We start from the raw sequence: 19,152 nt of genomic DNA, 5'->3' as shown, positions 1-19,152 counted from the left end.
GGAAAGCAGGAAGCCGGAGTAAAGCAGGAGACCGGAGGAAAGCAGGAAGCCGGAGAAACGCAGGAGAATGGCGGAAAAGCGGAGGCCGGGGGAAAGCAGGAGAATGGCGGAAAGTCGGAAGCCGGAGGAACACAAGAGGGTGGAGGAAAGCAGGAGAATAACGAAAAACCAGAAACTGGAGGATCGCAGAAAACCATCAATACTGCCGGAAATAAAGCTACATCTGTAAACACGGATACAAGCAATAGGAAAGAAGACTCTGAAGCCTCAAAAACGGAGAAATCGGCAGGAAATGATACTCAGAATCCTGAAGCGAAATCGAATGCCGCTGCTAAAACAGAGTTAAAGATTTCCAGTTCCAGACATAACGTGTTTACTTTAATGGAACCGTTGGCCGATGAGGAAGAACTGAATGAGTCTGAGGACGAGATGACCTTTGAAGAGTGGCAGGCGATGATAGGGGATGATCAGGACGAGGATGAGTATGATGACAGCGATAATGCGGTTTATGATGAGGAAGAGGGAATTATCCATTTAAGTCTGAATGTTCTTCCGGCAGCCGTGGCGGAAGTAAAGAAAGAACAGCCAAAAAGAAATTTCTTCAGCAGAGCGCTATTTAAGGCACAGGATACTACAGAACGAGCGGTGCTGCAGGCGGGTGTTACCAGTGTAAGCAATTTAGTGCCGAAGGTTTCGGGGGCGCATAAGCAGATTGAATACCTGGGCGGAGATGATTACAGGCTGCATCTGGATATTGCGGGAGGCGGAACTCCGCTGGATATTTTACTGGTGATTGATACTTCAGGGAGTATGGCGTGGAATTTGACAAACAACAGTGAGGCCTCTAAAGGAAATTCAAGACTGGATAAGATAAAAAAGCTGCTTGGCTATAAAAGTGGGCGAACAGAGGTGGATGGATTTATTGACAGTATTCTGGAGAAAAATTCAGAGAGCCGATTTGGAATTGTTTCCTTTGATCAAGCGGCGAATGCGAAATTGTCGTGGTCGAATAACTTAAGTAAGATAAAGGAAGCGGTGGGCAGCTTAACTGCTCAAAATGGAACCAACTGTGAGGACGGATTATGGGAAGCGTCTAAGATGTTAAAGAATGTTGAATCAGGCCATATTCCCTATATGATTTTTCTCAGTGATGGTCAGCCTACCTTTTACATGTCACAAGGCAAGTATGGAGGAGCGGATACATTTGAGGGTATTGATTCAAATGGTACAAGACGCGGCTCCGGTTATACGAATGAAGATTATACAAGTCAGACTATTTCAGCAGTTACCTGTAAAAATGGATTCAGAGAGTTAAACAGAGGATTGATTTCTTATGCTGTCAATATAGGCGGCGGTGCCAGCAATAAGTTACTAAATGCCATTGCAGAAGATCCGGGCAGAGTCATTACCGCAGCGAATGATACAGCACTGACATCAGCATTTACGGCAATTTTAGAGTCTATGGAATTAAAGAATGTAAAGATAACAGATACTCTTAGCCAGTGGGTTGAGCTGAAAGATCAGTCTCTCTCAAATGCGGTAGTTAAGGTGACGACAGATGGCGAAGAAAAGGTACTCGATCACAGTAAATACCGTTTGGGTTACGATAACCAAACGAGAACAGTAACACTGGATTTATCAAAAGCTACTTCCAATGGTATTTTAAACAGAGATGCAGCTTACAGTGTCTCTTTTGAAATAAAGGTCAGCGACAGTGCAAAAGACTATTATCATGAGACGGGTCAGTATCCCGATACGGGCGAAGATGAAACGGACTATGGGGGAAATACTACCAGCAGTGGCCAGCCAGGGTTTTTCTCAAATGACAGTGCCAAAGCAATCTGGAGCGGCAATACAGAAGGTTTTACATATCCCAGGCCAGTTGTGCAGGCTCCATATGAACCGGATTATCAAAAATACATTAAGGATAACGGCAATGGAACGTATGATCTGACTCTCAATGTAAGATCAACAGTAGAGTCCACAAGCAGCACAACGACAGAAAAAGTTCCGGCTGATATTGTATTTGTACTTGATAAATCAGGAAGTATGGCACAATCAATGTCAGGTGGGGATAATCCTGCAAAAGGTAAATCCAGACGAGAACTCGTCAATGCAGCTGTAAAAAAACTCATCGAAAGTCTGGGCAAAAAGGGGTGCGATGTAAGATATGCGGGAGTGCATTTTTATGGAATTAGCTGGTATGGCCAATACTATGGAAAAGCAGATCAGGTGCTTCCCGCCAATGGGGAGAATGAGTGGCCAAGCGTAACAGACAAATATAGAACGGAATTAAACATTGAGAATCCTGTATTGGGAACTTATCCGTATCTGGGTCTGGAGAAAGCGATTGAATTACTGGGTACAGGATCAACGGCACACCAGGGTGCAGAAAACCTGAAACGATACATTGTGTTTTTGACGGATGGAGAGCCTTCAGAGGATGATGAAAAGGAAGATGCGACAAAATCCAAAGTTCAGCTTGAGAAGCTAAATAAGCTGGGCGATGTTACCTTTTTTGCAATTGGGTATTCTCAAGATGCGCTGAGTGAAGATGGTTATTTAAATATAATTGAGAACTATATGAAGACTTCAACACCAAATATCAAAACAAATTTCCTGCCAGCGGCTGGAGAAGGAGATACGGATCCCGTATTCAATGCCATTGAGAACGAAATTCTGAATACACTTCAGAAAAATACATATGGTGTGACCGGTGTAACAATTACAGATGAGTTAAGCGATTACGCCGATTTTGTTACGACGGATCCGTCAAAAGTAACGATAGCCATCAACGGTAAGGCAATGACTGCTGAAGAGTATGGGAAAGCAGTTTCAAGCATAGCGATTTCTGAAAGAACCGGAGAGGCGCCGGCGAAAATTGTCGTAACATTTAAGGCAGACTATGAATTGAAAAAGGATGCTGTATACAGTGTAACATTTGGTGTGAAACCGACGGACAGAGCGTATCAGGACTACGCAGCCAATACAGCCGTGAATCCTGACGATCCCTATGGTGGAATCACGGGTGACAGGGGTACCGATGCTCCTGGCAATGATACCAGTTCCGGCAAACCCGGATTTCAAACAAATGCGGAGGCGACTCTTCAGTATTCTGTAGGCACCTCCCATGGGACTCTGGAATACGATCATCCGGTACTTCAGGTAAGTGTCGGGAAGGTAAAACTTACAAAGATTGTCGATGGAACCGCAGGAGACCCTGAGGATCAATTTCTCATCCATATGTACCAGGGGGATTCCAGTTATACGTCGGTTGCCTTGAAAAACGGAGAGATAAGTCCATATATCCCTGTTACGAAAAGCGGGGTATTCCGGATTGATGAATCGGTTCCCATGGAATATCGGAAGGCCGGGACATTCCTTGTGGTGAAGGAAGCAAAAAGTGGTAATGTGGCAGACGGACGGCTGAACGGAACGGAAGTTACTGTGAATCCGGGTGATGATTTATTGATTGAGGTTCATAACGAATTCGGGCATAAACCGTATTTTCACGCGGCAGCAGCAGTAACGAATTATACCAATGGAAGCGCGGAGGTCCCCTTTAATCAGGAAGGACCGGTAAATACCTCACTTCCGGAATCACCGGTAGCAGCTGCCGTAGATCCGGGGGAACGGCGTGTGGCAATCAAAATATTAGAGGAGGATGAGAGGCTTGCCTGAGAAAAAACGGAATATTGTAAAAATAATGAGTCTCGTCTTTCTTGTGATTGCGGCTGTTGGAATCGGAGTTACGGGAGCAAGTATCAGCCACAGAATGGAGCTGACGAACCAGATTCGAACACCGACGGTGAGTGTGGAGGTTCGTGAAGAGGTCGGATCGGTAGAGGAAGGACTGAAGACAAAAAAAGTAAAGTTTGAAAATACAGGTAATGCAGATGTATTCCTCCGCGTCTCATACGGTGAGATATGGACTTATCAGGAAGGGGAGCAGCGTATGATCCTTCCTAATGAGCCGGAGGGAAAAGAAGCTGCCGTAAAAAATTGGAATACAGACGGAAGCTGGCAGGAGGGCGGAGATGGCTGGTTCTACTATACAAGGGTTTTAAAACCGAAGGAAAGTACGCCATATATACTGACGGCCGTAGATTTTAGAAGAACTGCGGAACTGTCTGACCAGCGTTACCGCACAGCCGGGTACGAACTGTATTTCCGAACAGAGACGGTGCAGGCCAGCGACCAGCTGGAGGCTGCGTTGGACGCGGTGGGAGCCGTATTCGAAACCAGCTTTCAGGTGAAAGATCAGAGGCTGACAACGGAGCTCTGGAAGAGCAGCAAAGATTCGTTATTACTTGACTGGAGAGGAGGAAACTGATTTTGAAAAGGAAACCCATAAAATTAGCTGTTATCCTCGCGGCCTTTGTCCTTTTAACAGGGATAGGAGGAAGCTGGGCCAGCTATAGTAATACGGTACAGATCAGAAATCCCCTTGCAACAGAAAAGAGTGGTGTGGAACTGGTAGAAAATTTTAATCCCAACAGTACATTCCTTCCGGGAGAAACCGTTGAGAAGAAGCCCTTTTTCCGGAACACAGGCGAGTTGGATTTGATTCTTCGGGTTAAGGTTTTAGAAAGCTGGAAGGACAGCCAGGGGAATGCCGTGACGACAAATCCTCCGGATACCGAAAAAGTGAGCAAAAACTGGACAGATTCGTGGAAATCAGACTGGTTTCTAGTCGGTGATTATTACTACTATAAACATGTTTTGAAGAAATCCGGATCAGAAGGAAGTGTGACGGAAGATATCTTAAAGAGTCTGACACTCAGCCCGGAGGTGAGCAATGATCATCATGACTATGATTACAGCGGCCTCGTCTATGAACTGAAGTTTACGTCAGATGCAGTACCTGCGGACAGTCTTTCTCTGGATAGCTGGAGCGGACAGATTAACGGGGAAAATACGAAGGGGGTTGCCTTTGACTGGAAGGGACTTCTCGCACCGTAAGAATGAAAGGTTTGTTATCAAAGGCGGTTTTATCCGTCTGCAAAATAAAAAGGAAAATTCAGGAGGAAAATCATAATGAAAAAGAAAAACGTATTAGCTTTGGCAGGGGTACTGGCCGTTTGTGCAGTTGGAGGAACCATGGCGTATTTCAATCAGACCATGGAGGCAGAGAACGTATTTGATACAGGAAAATATGGCAGCACCATGGTGGAGGATTTTAAACCGTCAGAGGGCCAGAATTGGGAGCCGGGTGCAACCGTAAATAAGGTGGTTAAAGTAGTCAATACCGGAAATTTACCGGTTGTAGTACGTGTAAAGATGGATGAAAAATGGATCAATAAGGATGACGATACGTTAATCAAGGAAGCCAGCACAGCAAAAGCGGCATCTGATGCTGCGAAGGCAGCTGGCGTGGCTGGAGCGAACCAGTTGGTAACGGTTTATCAGGGAGATCCGGAGGATGGACAGTGGGCAGTCGATGATTCCGTAGTAAAGAAAGCATTGAACGAATCCGGGAAATGGATCTACCGTGAAGAAGATGGCTATTACTACTATGCCGATGAATTAGGAGCGGGTGATCCGACCGATGCGTTCCTGGAGTCAGTAACACTGATTGAGAATGCGGATATGGGACAGTATGCCAAAAAGAAATACTATACGTTTGATGCAGACGAAGCAACGGAAAACTGGGTGGAGTTTCCGACCGACAGTAAGGGTGAATACGTATCGGAAAAAGATTTGAAAGCAGAAATAGGAGAAGAGAATTATGCCAAAATCCAGCATTTCAAATCGGATATTATACCTGGAGCAAATCCTGGATACAGCAATGCCGACTATACGCTGACCATTACAAGCCAGACCGTACAGGCGACAAAGCAGGCAGTAAATGCAGTTTTCGGAAATAACAGTGAATTTACACTTAAGGGAACAAGCTGGTCATTGAGAGATGAGACGGTCGGCAATCAGTAATTATTGAAAATAGGAACAGGAGGAATTACATATGAAATTAAATAAGAAAATATTTGCAGTAAGTGGTCTGGCGGCACTGGCAGTGGTTGGCGCTACATGGGCTTACTTCAATCAGTCAACATCCATTACGAACCCGTTGAGCACAGGAACTTATGCAACCTCCATGGTTGAGCGGTTCACCCCTAAGACAGATTGGCAGCCGGGCGTAACCGTTGACAAGTGGGTCGCAGCAGAGAATACCGGCGATTACGATGTGCTGGTACGTGTAAAAATGGATGAGTCATGGACGAGAAAGAGCGAGAGTAAGCCGTTCGCTACGATTAAGAGTATTAACGGAGTGCCTTTTACAGACGTGGATGCGGAAAGCCTTCTGGCGAAGCAGTATGATGGAAAGGCCTTCTCGGAGGACGGAGCCAGAGACGGCCTGGTGCCGGCCTATGAAGCTGTCTCGGATGATGCCGCTTTTGATGCACAGGATCACACGGTTGTGTATAAGAATCTGGATGCAGCAAACTGGGAATATCATACCGATGGTTACTGGTATTATAAGAAAGTATTGCCGGCAGCTGCGAAAACTGCCGATGGCAAAGCAGTTGCCTCCACAACAGAGACTCCGCTTATGACTGCAATTACGCTTGCTAAAAACGTAGATACCGGTAAGTATACAGACGGAACACTTCTGGATTATGCAGTAACAGACGAAGACGATAAGAGTAAGATTGCAGATGATGTCTGGAAATCAAGCGGACTCTCTTCCTTAACGGATATCTATGATAAGAAATTAAGTAAGGAGGAGAAGGCGGAGATTGATGCAGGGACTAAGTATCTCTGGAGCCGTTCCACATCGAAGACAGAAGATGGTCGGGAGGGCTACTCTGATGCCAACTATGCATTAAATATCACGACAGAATTCATTCAGGCGACGAAAGACGCGGTAGAGAGCGAATGGGGAACAAATTTACCGGTTTCAGGATTGTTACAATAATAAACCCAGCAGGGAGATACCATGAAAATAGTAAAAGGATTGGTCGGCATAGCATCCGGGATCGTTTACGCCTGTATTTTCTGCTATCTGCTGATCGCCTCACCAATGATCGCCGGATACAAACCGGTTGTAGTACTCAGCGGCAGTATGGAGCCAACGTACCATGTAGGAAGTGTAATTTACTATAAACACACCGCTTTCACCAATATCCAGGTAGGTGACACCATCACATTCCGTGCAGGAACGGATGGTATGGTAACCCACAGGGTGACATCGAAGAGTGAACTGTCAGGAACCTTTACGACAAAGGGAGATGCAAATCCAAGCGAGGACCCCTCTCCTGTGGAATACTCGAATGTAATTGGTAAAGTTCTGAAATTCAGCGTTCCATATGCGGGATACTTCGTAGCATACAGCAAGAATTTTACAGTAATCGGTATGATGGCTGGTATTATCATACTGAATATAATTTTAGACAGCCTTTTCCCCAAAAAGAAGAAGGAGGAAGAAAGGACAGAGAATAAAAATGAGGAGAAACTATCGTAAGGCAAGTCAAATAGTTTCCCTGGGAGCACTGGCCATTGTTCTGATTATTGGCGGTACCCTGGCCTATTTTAATCAGGATTTGTCAGCCTCCAATGTATTTCTGACCGGCAAATATGATACAGACCTCCATGAGGAATTTAAGCCTCCGGGAGACTGGCAGCCGGGGGTGGAAATTCCAAAGAAGGTCGACATAAAAAATAAAGGAAATGTAGATGTTGTGGCAGTAGCCAGGATGACAGAGAGCTGTGTGCGAAAAGAGGATGTCTTCATAACGACCTATGAAACGGTGGATGGCCGGAAGACAGAACGCCAGGAAAAGGTAGCATCGAAAGGTGATGTGCTTCCTTTGCAGTTTGAAGATTCAGATGGGACGCAGCAGGAATTTGCTCTGAAGAATTTTGGCAGTGATGTCGTGCCGTATGCAGAAGCGAAATCGCCCGAAGAGTATCGCAACAAATGGGTTTACACCTACGATGAGAACAGTAAGGCGTATTACTTTATCTATATGGGGCTGATTGAAGGTGGAAATACTTCGCCCGGTCTTCTTGAGAGTGTTACCATGAATCCCAGGGCACAGGCAACCGTAACACATACGAAGCTGGTATCGGATTACGATAAGGAGAATAAAAAAGACCGATATATATTCTCCTATGATACGAATTCGTTTGGTTACGACAGTGCGGAGTATCGGCTGAATATTACGGCAAAGACCGTCCAGGCCACAAAGGACGCGGTTGACGAAGTGCTTACAGGGAACCGGGAAATGGTTCCGGAAAACTTTGATAAACTGGCTGCTTCTTTAAAAGAAATGTGCCGGTAAGAACAAGATGAAAAAGAAAGAGGAAAAAAAATGAGAAAAAATAAAAGCATTCATGGGCTCGCCGCCCTTGCAGCAGTAGCCGTAATCGGAGGAACCTGGGCATACTGGAACCAGGATTTAAGCGCGGTCAACGAGTTTGAAACGGTAATACGATACGGACATCACCGAACCTTTACCCCGGCTGGCGAATGGGTTCCTGGCGTAGAGGTGGAGAAAAAGGCCACCGTTACCAATAAGGGCGACGTAAATCGGGCGGCTCTCGCAACCGTTAATCAGGTATGGGTCAGAACCGAGGACGTAATCGATACGGATGACGAGAAGGAAGGCGAGCCGATTCCTCCAAAGGCAGGAGAATATTTTGACCTGATGTTCCAGAACGGTGATGCGATGGAATACGCTTCGATTGTAAGCTGGGGCAGCGAAGTGGTGGCGCTTGAATCCGTAAAGGATGCGGCAGCAGGTATGGGCATTACAGCAACGGTAAGCGGTCTTGACGATACAGCAGCAGCTGGAAAATGGGTGATGGTAAACGCAATGAATACGAAGGATACAGACGGAAAAGAAACAAACTCCGACGGAAAAGGCTTTTCTGACGTACAGTTTATCTACAACGGAATTGTTGAAGCAGAGGGAACCGACGGCAAAGATGCAACCCCCTTGCTGTTAGAGGGCGCTACTTTGAATAAGGCCATCAATACGACCATCACCGCGAAAAAGACAACCACCTCTGTCGATGAAAACGGAAATACGGTAACCAGGACAGAGACTACAAAGAATGCAGCCTTTGGTTATGACAGTGCGAAGTATACCATGACAATCAATGCAACCACCGTTCAGGCGACAAAGAGTGCGATTGAAGATATTTTCGGCGCTAAAAATATAAACAAGGATCAGATTGATGAATTCCTTGCTGTAAATGGAAATCATCTGATGGCGGAAGCATTGCCGGCAGAGACGAATGAAACCGTACAGCCATAATCCGGTGAGCGGTGGAGGTCCCTGTTATCAGGCCTCTGATTTTAAAGCAGCAGACAGGAGATAGAGAGATATGAGGAAAGGCGGACACAAAATATTAGGGCTGGCGGCGTTGGCATCACTGATGCTGATCGGTGGGATGTGGGCGGCATGGACTCAGGAGATAACGGCAGGCAATGAGTTCATGCCTGGAACCTATGAGACCTCTCTTGACGAAAAGTTCACTCCTCCAACGGACTGGTCCCCGGGTACGGAACAGGAAAAACGGGTCCGGATCAGCAATAAGGGGACCGTTCCGGTGATGGCTAAGGCTGTTATTACACAGAGCTGGATTCGCAGGGAGGATGTCTATGCCACACGGTTAAACGCTTCCGGCGATGTTGTGCAGGAGCCGGTGGCACCTTTCAAAGGCGAAGCGTTTCCTCTGACCTTTCAGACGGATGAAGGTGAGGAGTATGCCTCTATCCCTAATTTCAATAAAAATGCGGTGGTACTCCTGGACTCCGGAAAGACGGCGGACAGCTCGCTCAGCCTGGGGCTTTCGGCGGTCAGTACCATGGACGCGGCCAGAGGAAAATGGCTTCTGTTGAATGAAGTGCCGGACGCAAAGGGCCAGTACACACTTTATTACATGGGAATCATCGAACCAGGCAGTTCTACGCCGGAATTTCTGGAAAGCGTGACACTGAACCGGAAACTGGGAAGGACGATTAACGGAAAAGAAATCCGTTTTATCAAAATGGAGGACGGTTCCACAAAGAAGGTTACCATAGACAGCGTCAACGCCGAGTTCGGATATGACTCTGCCAAATACACCATGGACATCAAAGGCTCCACCGTGCAGGCGACGAAGGCGGCTGTGGAGGAAATCTTTGGAACAGGGGATGAGACGCTTGCCTATCTGGCCGGCCAGGTGGCGGAAAGTGGGATTTTTGAATCCGCCGAGGTAAAGACCCTGAAATTTGAGGAGTCGAACGGCAGGATGGTATACGTTCCATACAGAAATGAGGAAGGAGCCGAGACGGGCAACTGGTTCATGAGTTTTACCGACATGGTTCCGGGCGGAATCTATAAGGATAAGCTGTCCATAGAAAATGCCTCGAAAAAGAAGTACAGACTCTATGCACAGGTGGTCCCGAGAGAACAGGATACGGTCAAAGCCCAGCTTCTGGACTTAATTACCATGAAAGTATACTATCAGGGGACACTGATTTACGATGGAAAGGCCACTGGAGCGTCTCTCATTACGAAGGAAGGACTGAACCGGGCGGTTCCGCTTGGAACCTATGCCTCCGGGGATAAAGGGGTCATCGAGGTTGAGTTATCGCTCGATCCGACGCTTAAGCTGGGAGACGGAAGAAGTGAGAAGTATGCAGGAGTTCTGACGAAGGTTGACTGGAAATTCATGGTGACCGAGGTGAAAGCTCCTGATGGAGGCGGCTCAGACAATCCGGGTAAGCCTGATCATAATACAGTCGTTACCATTCCCGACAGCCCGGTTCCGGCAGGCGACTTAACGGTAATTGAAGACAGTCCGGTGCCCCTTGCCCTGATTCCAAAGACCGGAGATACCACACCCTTAATCCCAATGATTGCGACAGTCATCGGAAGCGGTATCGCCTTACTGTACCTGGCCGAAAGGCTTCGAAGGAAAAAAGAAGATTAAACCGATATGAAAAGAAGAGTATATCAGATTTTATTTCCAGTGATATTGGCCGTGTTCCTGATTTCGTCCGGATTCCTTGTGAAAACACTGTATGAATACCGGAAAGCAGAAGCGGAATACGCAAAAATAGCCGGGCAGACGGTAAAAGTGCTGCCCGGCACTTCTTATAATAAGAGTGCGGATAATAAAAGTACAAATAGTAAAAATACAAATAGTAAGAATACAGAATCCGTGGATTTGGAGCGGATTCTGGTGATTGATTTTGACAGCCTGCGGCAGACAAATCCTGATATAACCGGATGGCTTGATATTCCAGGGACATCGATCAGTTATCCGGTGGTCCAGGCGCAGGACAATGCCTTTTATCTGAGCCACGGAGTCGGCAGGCAGAAAAGCGGATCGGGCGCTGTGTTTATGGATTACAGAAATGAGGCCGGTCTTTCTGACGATAATACGATTCTCTATGGCCATAACATGCACAGCGGCTCGATGTTTGGCGGTCTGAGAAAATACAGGGATTCCGAGTACCGGGAAAGCCGGCCGTTCGTTGATTACTACGTGCCGGGCCTGCGGATCCGTTATGCCGTCTATGCCTGCTATGAAGAGGAGGCCGAAGCAGAAAAGTATTCCGTGAAATTCAGCGGTGAAAGCGAAAAAGAGGCATTTATCTCCGATGCAGTCGAAAAATCACTTTATGCTACAGGAATTGTTCCCGATCCGGCTAGCCATACGATGATGCTCTCCACGTGCACGGGAAACGGATATACCAGGAGATGGGTCGTACAGGCGGTCGAGCAGGAGCGCCTGCCGCTGGAATAAGACGGAATAGCGTCTCCCCAAGAGTTTGAAGATTTTCTTACAAATACTGCCAATTGTGTGAACTTTTCGTGTTGAGGTTGACACATGGCAGTATTTGTCATTATAATCCCGTCTTTGACAGTTGAAGAAATAAAAAACTGCTGTGAGCCCAGTGTTTATTGGCTTTACGGCAGTTTGCGTCTAAGTTTTACTCTATAGTATTTTTTTCATGACCAATAGATTTTTGAAAAACGTTGAAAATACAGGGATTTGAGATGATTATGTAACAATGATTGAGGTCTTATAAAAATAATATTTCCAGATTAAAGAAATGTCAACTTATTTTGAAAATACTATATAGTAAAACAAATTATTTGACAAAGAAAACGTAGAGTTTATAAGGGGGTGAAGGTGTTTTTATAAAAGTGAACTGTCAAACTCCCGAGGAGCGCCTGCCGCTGGAATAAGACGGAATAGCGTCTCCCCAAGAGTTTGAAGATTTTCTTACAAATACTGCCAATTGTGTGAACTTTTCGTGTTGAGGTTGACACATGGCAGTATTTGTCATTATAATAAATTGAATGCTAAATTTACATAAATTAGTATAATTGGAAAAATACTGAGGACATGTTGGGAGAGACAGATGAGGAGATATAAAAAAGCTCGTAAGATGGCGGCTTTACTGGCCAGTGTCCTGGTGATTGATTCCCTTGTGGGATACGTTTCACCGCACATAGAGAGTATGGCATACATGGAGAGGTCGGCGACGGTTAACGCTTCTTCGCTGAATGTGAGGAGCGGTCCTGGTACGACCTATTCTATCGTTACGAAGCTGACCAGCGGGGCGGCAGTAACGGTTATAGATGAGAAGACGGCCTCAGACGGCGCGTTATGGTATCAGATCCGGGTTAAGGGCTCAGGAGGAACTGAGACGACCGGATACGTTTCAAAGAGTTATTTAAAATTCCCGGTTTCCTACACGAGTGACGCCGATTTTGAGGCGTATTTAAACTCGGAGAGATTCCCGGAGAGCTATAAGGTGAGGCTGCGTGAGCTTCATGCGCAGTACCCGAAGTGGGTATTCCGGGCTCAGCATACGAACCTGGACTGGAACACGGCTGTTAAAGAGGAGAGTCAGGTAGGACGCAACCTGGTTCACACAAACAGCATGTCTTCCTGGAAATCTATCGCGGATGGCGCATTTAACTGGGACAGCAGTACATGGCCCGGCTTCGACGGAAGCTCCTGGGTGGCGGCCTCCGAGGATATTGTAAAGTATTACATGGATCCGAGAAATTTTCTGGATGAGACGAATGTTTTTCAGTTCCTTACCCATACATACGACAGCAACAGCCACACGGTGGAAGGACTTCAGACCATGGTAAAGGGATCCTTTCTGGCCGGTACCGTGGCAGGCGGCGGGAGCTCGTCTCCGGGTGGCAGCAGCAGTCCGGGCGGCAGCGGCAGTTCGGGCGGCGGTGATTCTTCCTCGTATGGTCCCGGTGTTTCCGGCGGAGGGCCGGGGGTTAATCTTCCAAGTACCGGAGGGTCTTCGGGTTCAGGAGGATCTTCTTCTGGTTCCAGCGGCTCCGGTACGGTCGAGAGCGCCGCTCCCAGCAAGGGCAGCACGCCGGGAGTCAGCCAGGAATCGCCTCACGCTTCCATCACACCGAACACGCCGCGCGTGCTCATGGAATACGGCCCGGGCGTCAGTCTGACCGGTCCTTCGGCAGATAACAGCAGCAGCGGGTCTGTGACACCGAGCGGCAGCACCAACTATGTGGATATTATTATGAACGCCGGAACCCAGTCGGGAGTCAATCCCTACGTTTTGGCAGCTATGATTATCCAGGAACAGAGTTCAAGCGGAACCGGCGGCAGCATTACCGGAACAGAAGCAGGCTACGAAGGCTATTATAATTTTTTTAATATAGAGGCATATCAGTCAGGCAGTATGTCTGCCGTACAGAGAGGGCTCTGGTGGGCGTCTCAGTCAGGCAGCTATGAGAGACCATGGAATTCCCCTGAAAAATCAATTTTGGGCGGAGCTCTTTATTATGGTAATAATTACGTAAAAGTTGGACAGGATACATTTTATCTGAAGAAATTCAACGTACAGGGGAATAATCTCTATAAGCACCAGTATATGACGAATATACAGGGGGCGGCTTCGGAGGGGGCGGTCTATGCGAAGGCATATAACGACGAGATGAAGCAGACTGCGCTGGAGTTTAAGATACCGGTCTATAACAACATGCCGGATAACGCGTGCAGCCAGCCGACTACAGACGGCAATCCGAATAACAAGCTGTCGAATTTAAGCGTGGATGGATTTGTTATGACGCCAACCTACAACAGAGATACTCTGGAGTACAACTTAATTGTCGATCCTTCCGTTTCTAGTATTACGGTCAATGCCAGTGCCATCGATGGAAGGGCAACCGTAAACGGTTCCGGAACAATCCAGCTGCAGAGCGGCGCCAACGATGTACGGATCGCCGTAACGGCTCAGAACGGCAGTGTCAGAGAGTACGTGGTTCATGTGGTTCGTCAGGATAACGGACCGACGTATTCCTCCTCTGTTGGAGGAAGCACCGGCGGAAGCAGCGGTTCATCGGCAGGCCCGGGCGGCGGAGAAGTAGGCCCTGGCGTAAGCAGCGGACCGGGCGTATCGGATCCGTCTTCCGGCGGCAGTGCGGGAACGCCAGGCGGAAGCAATATCTCAATCGCTCCGGATGGTTCTAACTAAACGTAAGTAAGGAGATTTCTATGAAAATAAAACTGAAACGACTGATGGCCGGCTTTATGCTGGTCTGCATGCTGGCAGTTATGGGACCATTCGGACAGATGGTCTCCTGGGCTGCCAATACAAGAATTGCATTTTCCGACCCATCGGTCATGGTGGGCAACGAAGTGACGGTAACGATGAAGATTACCAGCGATTCCGCGCTGGGCAAGGCGGATGTCATGCTGGCCTACGATTCGGCCGCACTGGAATTTATAAGCGGCAACGGCGCGAACGGGGGAGCCGGAGCGTTGAAGCTTCAGGACACCACGGACGCTGCCGATCAGAAATCCTTTAGCTTTACTTTGAAGTTTAAGGCTCTGAAGGCGGGAAACACACAGATTTCCGTGACGTCCCAGGAGATTTACGATGCGGATTCCCAGATCGTAACGGTGGATAAGCAGGGTTCCACTGTCAAGGTGACTTCCCGGCTACCTCCAAGGATGCCGCGCTCAAGTCTCTGAAGATATCGCCAGGCGAGCTGACTCCGGAATTTTCACCGGAGGTGGATAGCTACACGGCTTCCGTGGATGGCAGCACCGCAGATTTAGTCGTGAACGCAGTGGCGGCTAATGCAGGCGCCAGTGTGAAGCTTCAGGGTGATAAGGGCTTAAAGGCCGGAGAGAATCAGGTCGTGGTCAACGTTACGGCAGAGGATGGCCAGACCGTTAAGAACTACACAATTGTAGTGACGAAGGCGGAAGGCGGTGAGACGACACCGGGCGGAAGCAACGGAGCGGACGTATCCGCAGAATTTGGTGATGCCGCTGTGACGGTGAACGGTACGGAATATAAGGTGGCGGCTTCCTTTGACGAGTCAGCACTGCCGGAAGGCTTTGAAGCGAGCACCTATGATTATAAGGGAACGGAAGTTATGGCCGGAAAGGGTCTCGAAAAAGATCTGACTCTCCTGTATCTCCAGGATGCAGGCGGAAATGGCGGCTTCTACATCTATAACGCAGAAGCAGATTCCTGGTCACAGTTCGTCTCTGTGGAGACAAGCTCCAAGGCGATTGTTATCGTGCCGCTTGATGCGGGTATAACGGTTCCGGAAGGCTTCGAGGAACGACAGATCGATATCGACGGAATACGTGTAACCGGCTGGGTACCGAAGTCTGAAGGCGATCCGCAGTACTGTCTGTTCTATGCAATGAACTGGAACGGAGAGAAGAACTTCTACCGGTATGATTTAACGGAAAAGACGATCCAGCGGTATTACGCTTCCGGCGTTTCCATGGATTCTTATAACAAGATGAAAGAGGATTACAACAGCCTCGTCCGTGATTATAACCTGCAGCGGTATATCTTAATTGGTGTGGGTGTGCTGGCATTTATCCTTCTGATCGTGATTATCGTCCTTTTAAAACGGGGCGGCAATGGTTCTGACGGAGGTTTCCGGGAAGAACGGCGCGGCAGAGATGAGGAGCCGGAAGGCTTTTTCACAGAACCGGAGAGCCAGGCAGGCCGTGTGCGCCGCTACAGCCGTGATGAGTTTGAAGGAGACGGGGAAGTCCCTCTGAAGGCACAGGAAGAACCGGAAGATGATGATTTCGAGATGGAAGACAGCCTCGATGATATGGAGAAGAAGCTGTCGGCCCATCTGGCGGAAGAAATAGAGCGGGACACAGCCGGACCGCAGAGAACCGCAAGAGAACAGACACCGGGCCGGCCACAGCCGAATGCAGCACCGCGTGTACCGCAGAAACCAGGACAGGCTGTTAGACCACAGCAGGAGAGCCATGCAGGCAGACCGCAGGCAAACGCTGCACAGGCGGGAAGAGCGCCGCAGAATGCGGGGCAGGCAGGAAGGCCGCAGGCGAATGCAGGACAGACAGGCAGGCCGCAGGCGAATGCAGCGCAGGCAGGAAGAGCGCCGCAGGCGAATGCGGGGCAGGCAGGAAGGCCGCAGGCGAATGCAGGACAGACAGACAGGCCGCAGCAGAATGCAGGAGAGAAAGGCAGACCGCAGCAGAATGCGTCCAAGACAGGCGGACTACAGGCTAACCCGGGACAGGCAGTAAGACCGCAGCCAAACGCTTCCCATGCGGGCAGACCGCAGCCGTCCAGACCGGATCCGGCAGTGCGGTATCCGGAGATGGAAGACGAAGATGATTTTGAATTCATGGATCTTGACGACTAAGCAAGATAACAAATGACGGGCAGGACTGCTTCTGGAAAAAGAAGCAGTCCTGTTGTTGTTCTTTCGGTTCTTTTTAAGGAATGTCCGATGTAAATATATTACATATTGAAAAAACAAGTCTTGTGTGCTATTATGTGTATAACAGATATAACGAAAGATGGTGAGTATATGATATTGCAAATCGATTTTAACAGTGATGAGGCAATTTATATCCAGCTTCGGAATCAGATCATTATTGGAATTGCCACGGAGACGATAAAGGAAGGGGATCCCCTGCCCTCCGTGCGCCAGATGGCTGACAATATAGGAATTAATATGCACACGGTGAATAAGGCGTACTCTGTCTTAAAGCAGGAGGGCTTTGTTAAGCTGGACCGCCGCAAGGGGGCGGTCGTGGCCCTGGATGTGGATAAGATGCGCGTCCTCGATGAGATGAGGAGAGATTTAAGCGTCGTGTTGGCTCGCGGAATCTGCAAGAATGTTACCTGTGACGAGGTGCACCAGCTAGTGGATGAGCTTTTCATGCTGTTTTCCAGAGGTCAGAAGGAGGAATAGCTGCTGCTGTCTGCTCCCTGCCTGGGGCTGCCGCCGTCTGGTCCGGCTCTGCCGGTTGCCTCCCGGCTCCCAGCTCCGGTTTCGGGCATAAGCACTTCTAAACGTGCAGAATTTTTCTAAAAACCAGTGAAAATGCCCAAACTCGCTGCGCTCAGACAGATGGGCATTTCCACTGAACGAAAAATTCTGCGCGTTAAGAACTGCTAATACCCTGCAAAGTCACAGGGAGCCGGGAGGCAACCGGCAGAGCCGGACCAGACGGCGGCAGCCCCAGGCAGGGAGCAGACAGCAAGGAATAGCCGGAAGAATGGAGGTTACTTATGTTATGTGAGAGATGCGGGATTCGCGAAGCGAATATCCAGTATACAGAGGTAATAAATGGCGTGAAAAAGGAACACCATTTCTGTGCCCAATGTGCAAAAGAGATGGATTTTGGACCGTATTCCGCTATTTTTGATGGAGAATTTCCGCTGGGCAAGCTGCTGTCGGGACTCCTGGGAATCGAGGATACCAGCCGGGTGCCGGATAAGCTGCACCAGGTGGTCTGTCCGACCTGCAAGACCAGCTACGATGAATTTATCAAGAACAGCCAGTTCGGATGTGCCGACTGCTACAGTGTGTTCGGCCCCCTGATGGAAGAGAGCTTAAAGCAGCTGCAGGGGAGCACCGCACATACGGGGAAGCGGCCGAAATATCAGAAGATTTCCTATAAAACGCCGGATTTAAAAGGCAGCGGGGACGAGACGGCGGAAGATGCCGTTTATGAACATGAAGAGGAGATCATGGAGCTGGATGCGAAGTTAAAAGAAGCGCTGCAGTTTGAAGACTATGAGACCGCGGCGGTATGCCGTGACAAGATCAGGGAATTAAAGAAAGGACATGAGACGAATGCTTAGATGGTTTGAAAAGACGGACGAAAAACGGCCGGGTGTCATCAGCAGCCGCATTCGTCTGGTGCGAAACTGGGAAGAGTATAAGTTCCCTGCTATGCTGGGGACACAGGAGAGCGAGGAGATGGTCCGCAGGCTGGAATTCGGGCTGAAGGATCTCTCGGAGGTGGAAGGCAGGAAATACGAATACGCCATGCTGGAGGATCTGGAGGAACTGGACCGGGCGGCGCTGCGGGAGCGGAGAATCATAAACCGTGCCGCGGTGGAGAAGAAAGCCCCGGCAGGTATCATACTATCTGAGGACGAGGATACCAGCATCCTGCTGAACGGCGACGATCATATCCGGCTACAGCTTCTCTCTTCCGGGCTTCATCTGGAGGAATTATGGGAGCGGGCCGATGTCCTGGATGATTACATCAACGAACGGTTTCCGTATGCGTTTGACGACCGGTACGGCTACCTGACCTTTTCCGACGAATGTGGGAACCGGGATGAGAGCCTCGGTGGTGGTGCATCTGCCAATGCTGTCCTCGGGGCGGAAGTTTCCGGCTTTGATAGCCGATATGAGCCGGTTTGGGACGGCAGTCCGCGGCGTATACGGCGAAGGGGAGGAGAATTTTGGCTCCCTCTATGAGATATCGAACCAGAAGACGCTGGGACAGAGTGAAAAGGAGATCGCCGATGTGGTGACGAAGGCAGCCATCCAGCTGACCAACCAGGAGATGACAGTCAGGAAGATGTCCCTCCAGCGGCGGCGGCTGGAACGGGAGGACGAGGTATATAAATCTTACGGTGTGTTAAAATATGCCAGGAGGCTTACGGCCAGAGACGGTATGATATTTTTGTCTCAGGTCATGGCCGGAGCGGCGGACGGACTGCTTGCGATGAAGGAGCCGTGCTCCATCTACCGTCTCATGCTCGGCCTGCAGCCGGCGAATTTACAGAAGATATCCGACAGGCCGTTAAGCAAGGAAGAACTGGATATTGCGAGGGCGGAATTTATCCGTGGAGAATTGCCGGATTTAAAGTAAAGACGGCTTATTCCGTGAAATAACAAAGCA

At 48.8% G+C, this 19,152-nt stretch carries 15 protein-coding genes and 1 pseudogene; all 16 read left to right on the top strand.

Annotation, left to right across the window (positions count from 1 at the left end; genetic code table 11):
- Positions 1 to 3,681, top strand: a 3,681-nt coding sequence (locus tag ACLTD4_RS19295; RefSeq protein ID WP_412331480.1) for a VWA domain-containing protein, incomplete at its 5' end; no start/stop codon positions are given.
- The gene (locus ACLTD4_RS19290; RefSeq protein ID WP_117621797.1) at positions 3,674 to 4,333 is read left to right on the top strand and encodes a hypothetical protein; all 660 of its coding nucleotides are present in this window, start codon (positions 3,674 to 3,676) and stop codon (positions 4,331 to 4,333) included. The genes ACLTD4_RS19295 and ACLTD4_RS19290, both read left to right, overlap by 8 nt.
- A 2-nt stretch (positions 4,334 to 4,335) precedes the next feature.
- Positions 4,336 to 4,962, top strand: a complete 627-nt coding sequence (locus ACLTD4_RS19285; RefSeq protein WP_181988732.1) for a BsaA family SipW-dependent biofilm matrix protein — start codon at positions 4,336 to 4,338, stop codon at positions 4,960 to 4,962.
- A gap of 75 nt (positions 4,963 to 5,037) precedes the next feature.
- Positions 5,038 to 5,931, top strand: a complete 894-nt coding sequence (locus ACLTD4_RS19280; protein ID WP_055655624.1) for a BsaA family SipW-dependent biofilm matrix protein — start codon at positions 5,038 to 5,040, stop codon at positions 5,929 to 5,931.
- Between the two features lie 31 nt (positions 5,932 to 5,962).
- Positions 5,963 to 6,916 carry a BsaA family SipW-dependent biofilm matrix protein gene (locus ACLTD4_RS19275; RefSeq protein ID WP_055655622.1) on the top strand — a complete coding sequence of 318 codons (954 nt, stop codon included), beginning with the start codon at positions 5,963 to 5,965 and terminating at the stop codon, positions 6,914 to 6,916.
- Positions 6,917 to 6,937: 21 nt separating this feature from the next.
- Positions 6,938 to 7,462, top strand: a complete 525-nt coding sequence (locus ACLTD4_RS19270) for a signal peptidase I (RefSeq protein WP_117621799.1) — start codon at positions 6,938 to 6,940, stop codon at positions 7,460 to 7,462.
- Positions 7,443 to 8,282, top strand: a complete 840-nt coding sequence (locus tag ACLTD4_RS19265; protein WP_117621800.1) for a BsaA family SipW-dependent biofilm matrix protein — start codon at positions 7,443 to 7,445, stop codon at positions 8,280 to 8,282. The genes ACLTD4_RS19270 and ACLTD4_RS19265 overlap by 20 nt, the downstream gene beginning before the upstream one ends.
- Before the next feature lie 30 nt (positions 8,283 to 8,312).
- Positions 8,313 to 9,260, top strand: a complete 948-nt coding sequence (locus tag ACLTD4_RS19260; RefSeq protein WP_412331479.1) for a BsaA family SipW-dependent biofilm matrix protein — start codon at positions 8,313 to 8,315, stop codon at positions 9,258 to 9,260.
- Positions 9,261 to 9,330: 70 nt separating this feature from the next.
- Positions 9,331 to 10,923 carry a BsaA family SipW-dependent biofilm matrix protein gene (locus tag ACLTD4_RS19255; protein WP_117634847.1) on the top strand — a complete coding sequence of 531 codons (1,593 nt, stop codon included), beginning with the start codon at positions 9,331 to 9,333 and terminating at the stop codon, positions 10,921 to 10,923.
- A 6-nt stretch (positions 10,924 to 10,929) separates the two neighbouring features.
- The gene (srtB, locus tag ACLTD4_RS19250; RefSeq protein WP_117621803.1) at positions 10,930 to 11,742 is read left to right on the top strand and encodes a class B sortase; all 813 of its coding nucleotides are present in this window, start codon (positions 10,930 to 10,932) and stop codon (positions 11,740 to 11,742) included.
- A gap of 622 nt (positions 11,743 to 12,364) precedes the next feature.
- Positions 12,365 to 14,470 carry an SH3 domain-containing protein gene (locus tag ACLTD4_RS19245; protein WP_117621804.1) on the top strand — a complete coding sequence of 702 codons (2,106 nt, stop codon included), beginning with the start codon at positions 12,365 to 12,367 and terminating at the stop codon, positions 14,468 to 14,470.
- A gap of 20 nt (positions 14,471 to 14,490) precedes the next feature.
- Positions 14,491 to 14,970, top strand: coding sequence for a cohesin domain-containing protein (locus tag ACLTD4_RS19240; protein ID WP_412331478.1), 480 nt, complete (start codon positions 14,491 to 14,493; stop codon positions 14,968 to 14,970).
- 41 nt (positions 14,971 to 15,011) lie between these two features.
- Entirely contained in the window at positions 15,012 to 16,646 is a 1,635-nt protein-coding gene (locus ACLTD4_RS19235) for a cadherin-like beta sandwich domain-containing protein (RefSeq protein WP_412331477.1), read from the top strand.
- Between the two features lie 168 nt (positions 16,647 to 16,814).
- Entirely contained in the window at positions 16,815 to 17,201 is a 387-nt protein-coding gene (locus ACLTD4_RS19230) for a GntR family transcriptional regulator (protein ID WP_025530274.1), read from the top strand.
- A 320-nt stretch (positions 17,202 to 17,521) separates the two neighbouring features.
- Positions 17,522 to 18,097: a UvrB/UvrC motif-containing protein gene (locus tag ACLTD4_RS19225; protein WP_055655607.1), complete on the top strand. Its 576-nt coding sequence runs from the start codon at positions 17,522 to 17,524 to the stop codon at positions 18,095 to 18,097.
- Positions 18,090 to 19,122, top strand: a pseudogene (locus ACLTD4_RS19220) (ATP--guanido phosphotransferase). Before ACLTD4_RS19225 ends, ACLTD4_RS19220 begins: the two are co-directional and overlap by 8 nt.
- The last annotated feature ends 30 nt before the right edge of the window (positions 19,123 to 19,152 follow it).

The organism is Hungatella sp. (genome assembly GCF_046966825.1).
The sequence above is the reverse complement of the archived record's forward strand: the minus strand, read 5'-3'. Positions and strand labels throughout refer to the sequence as shown.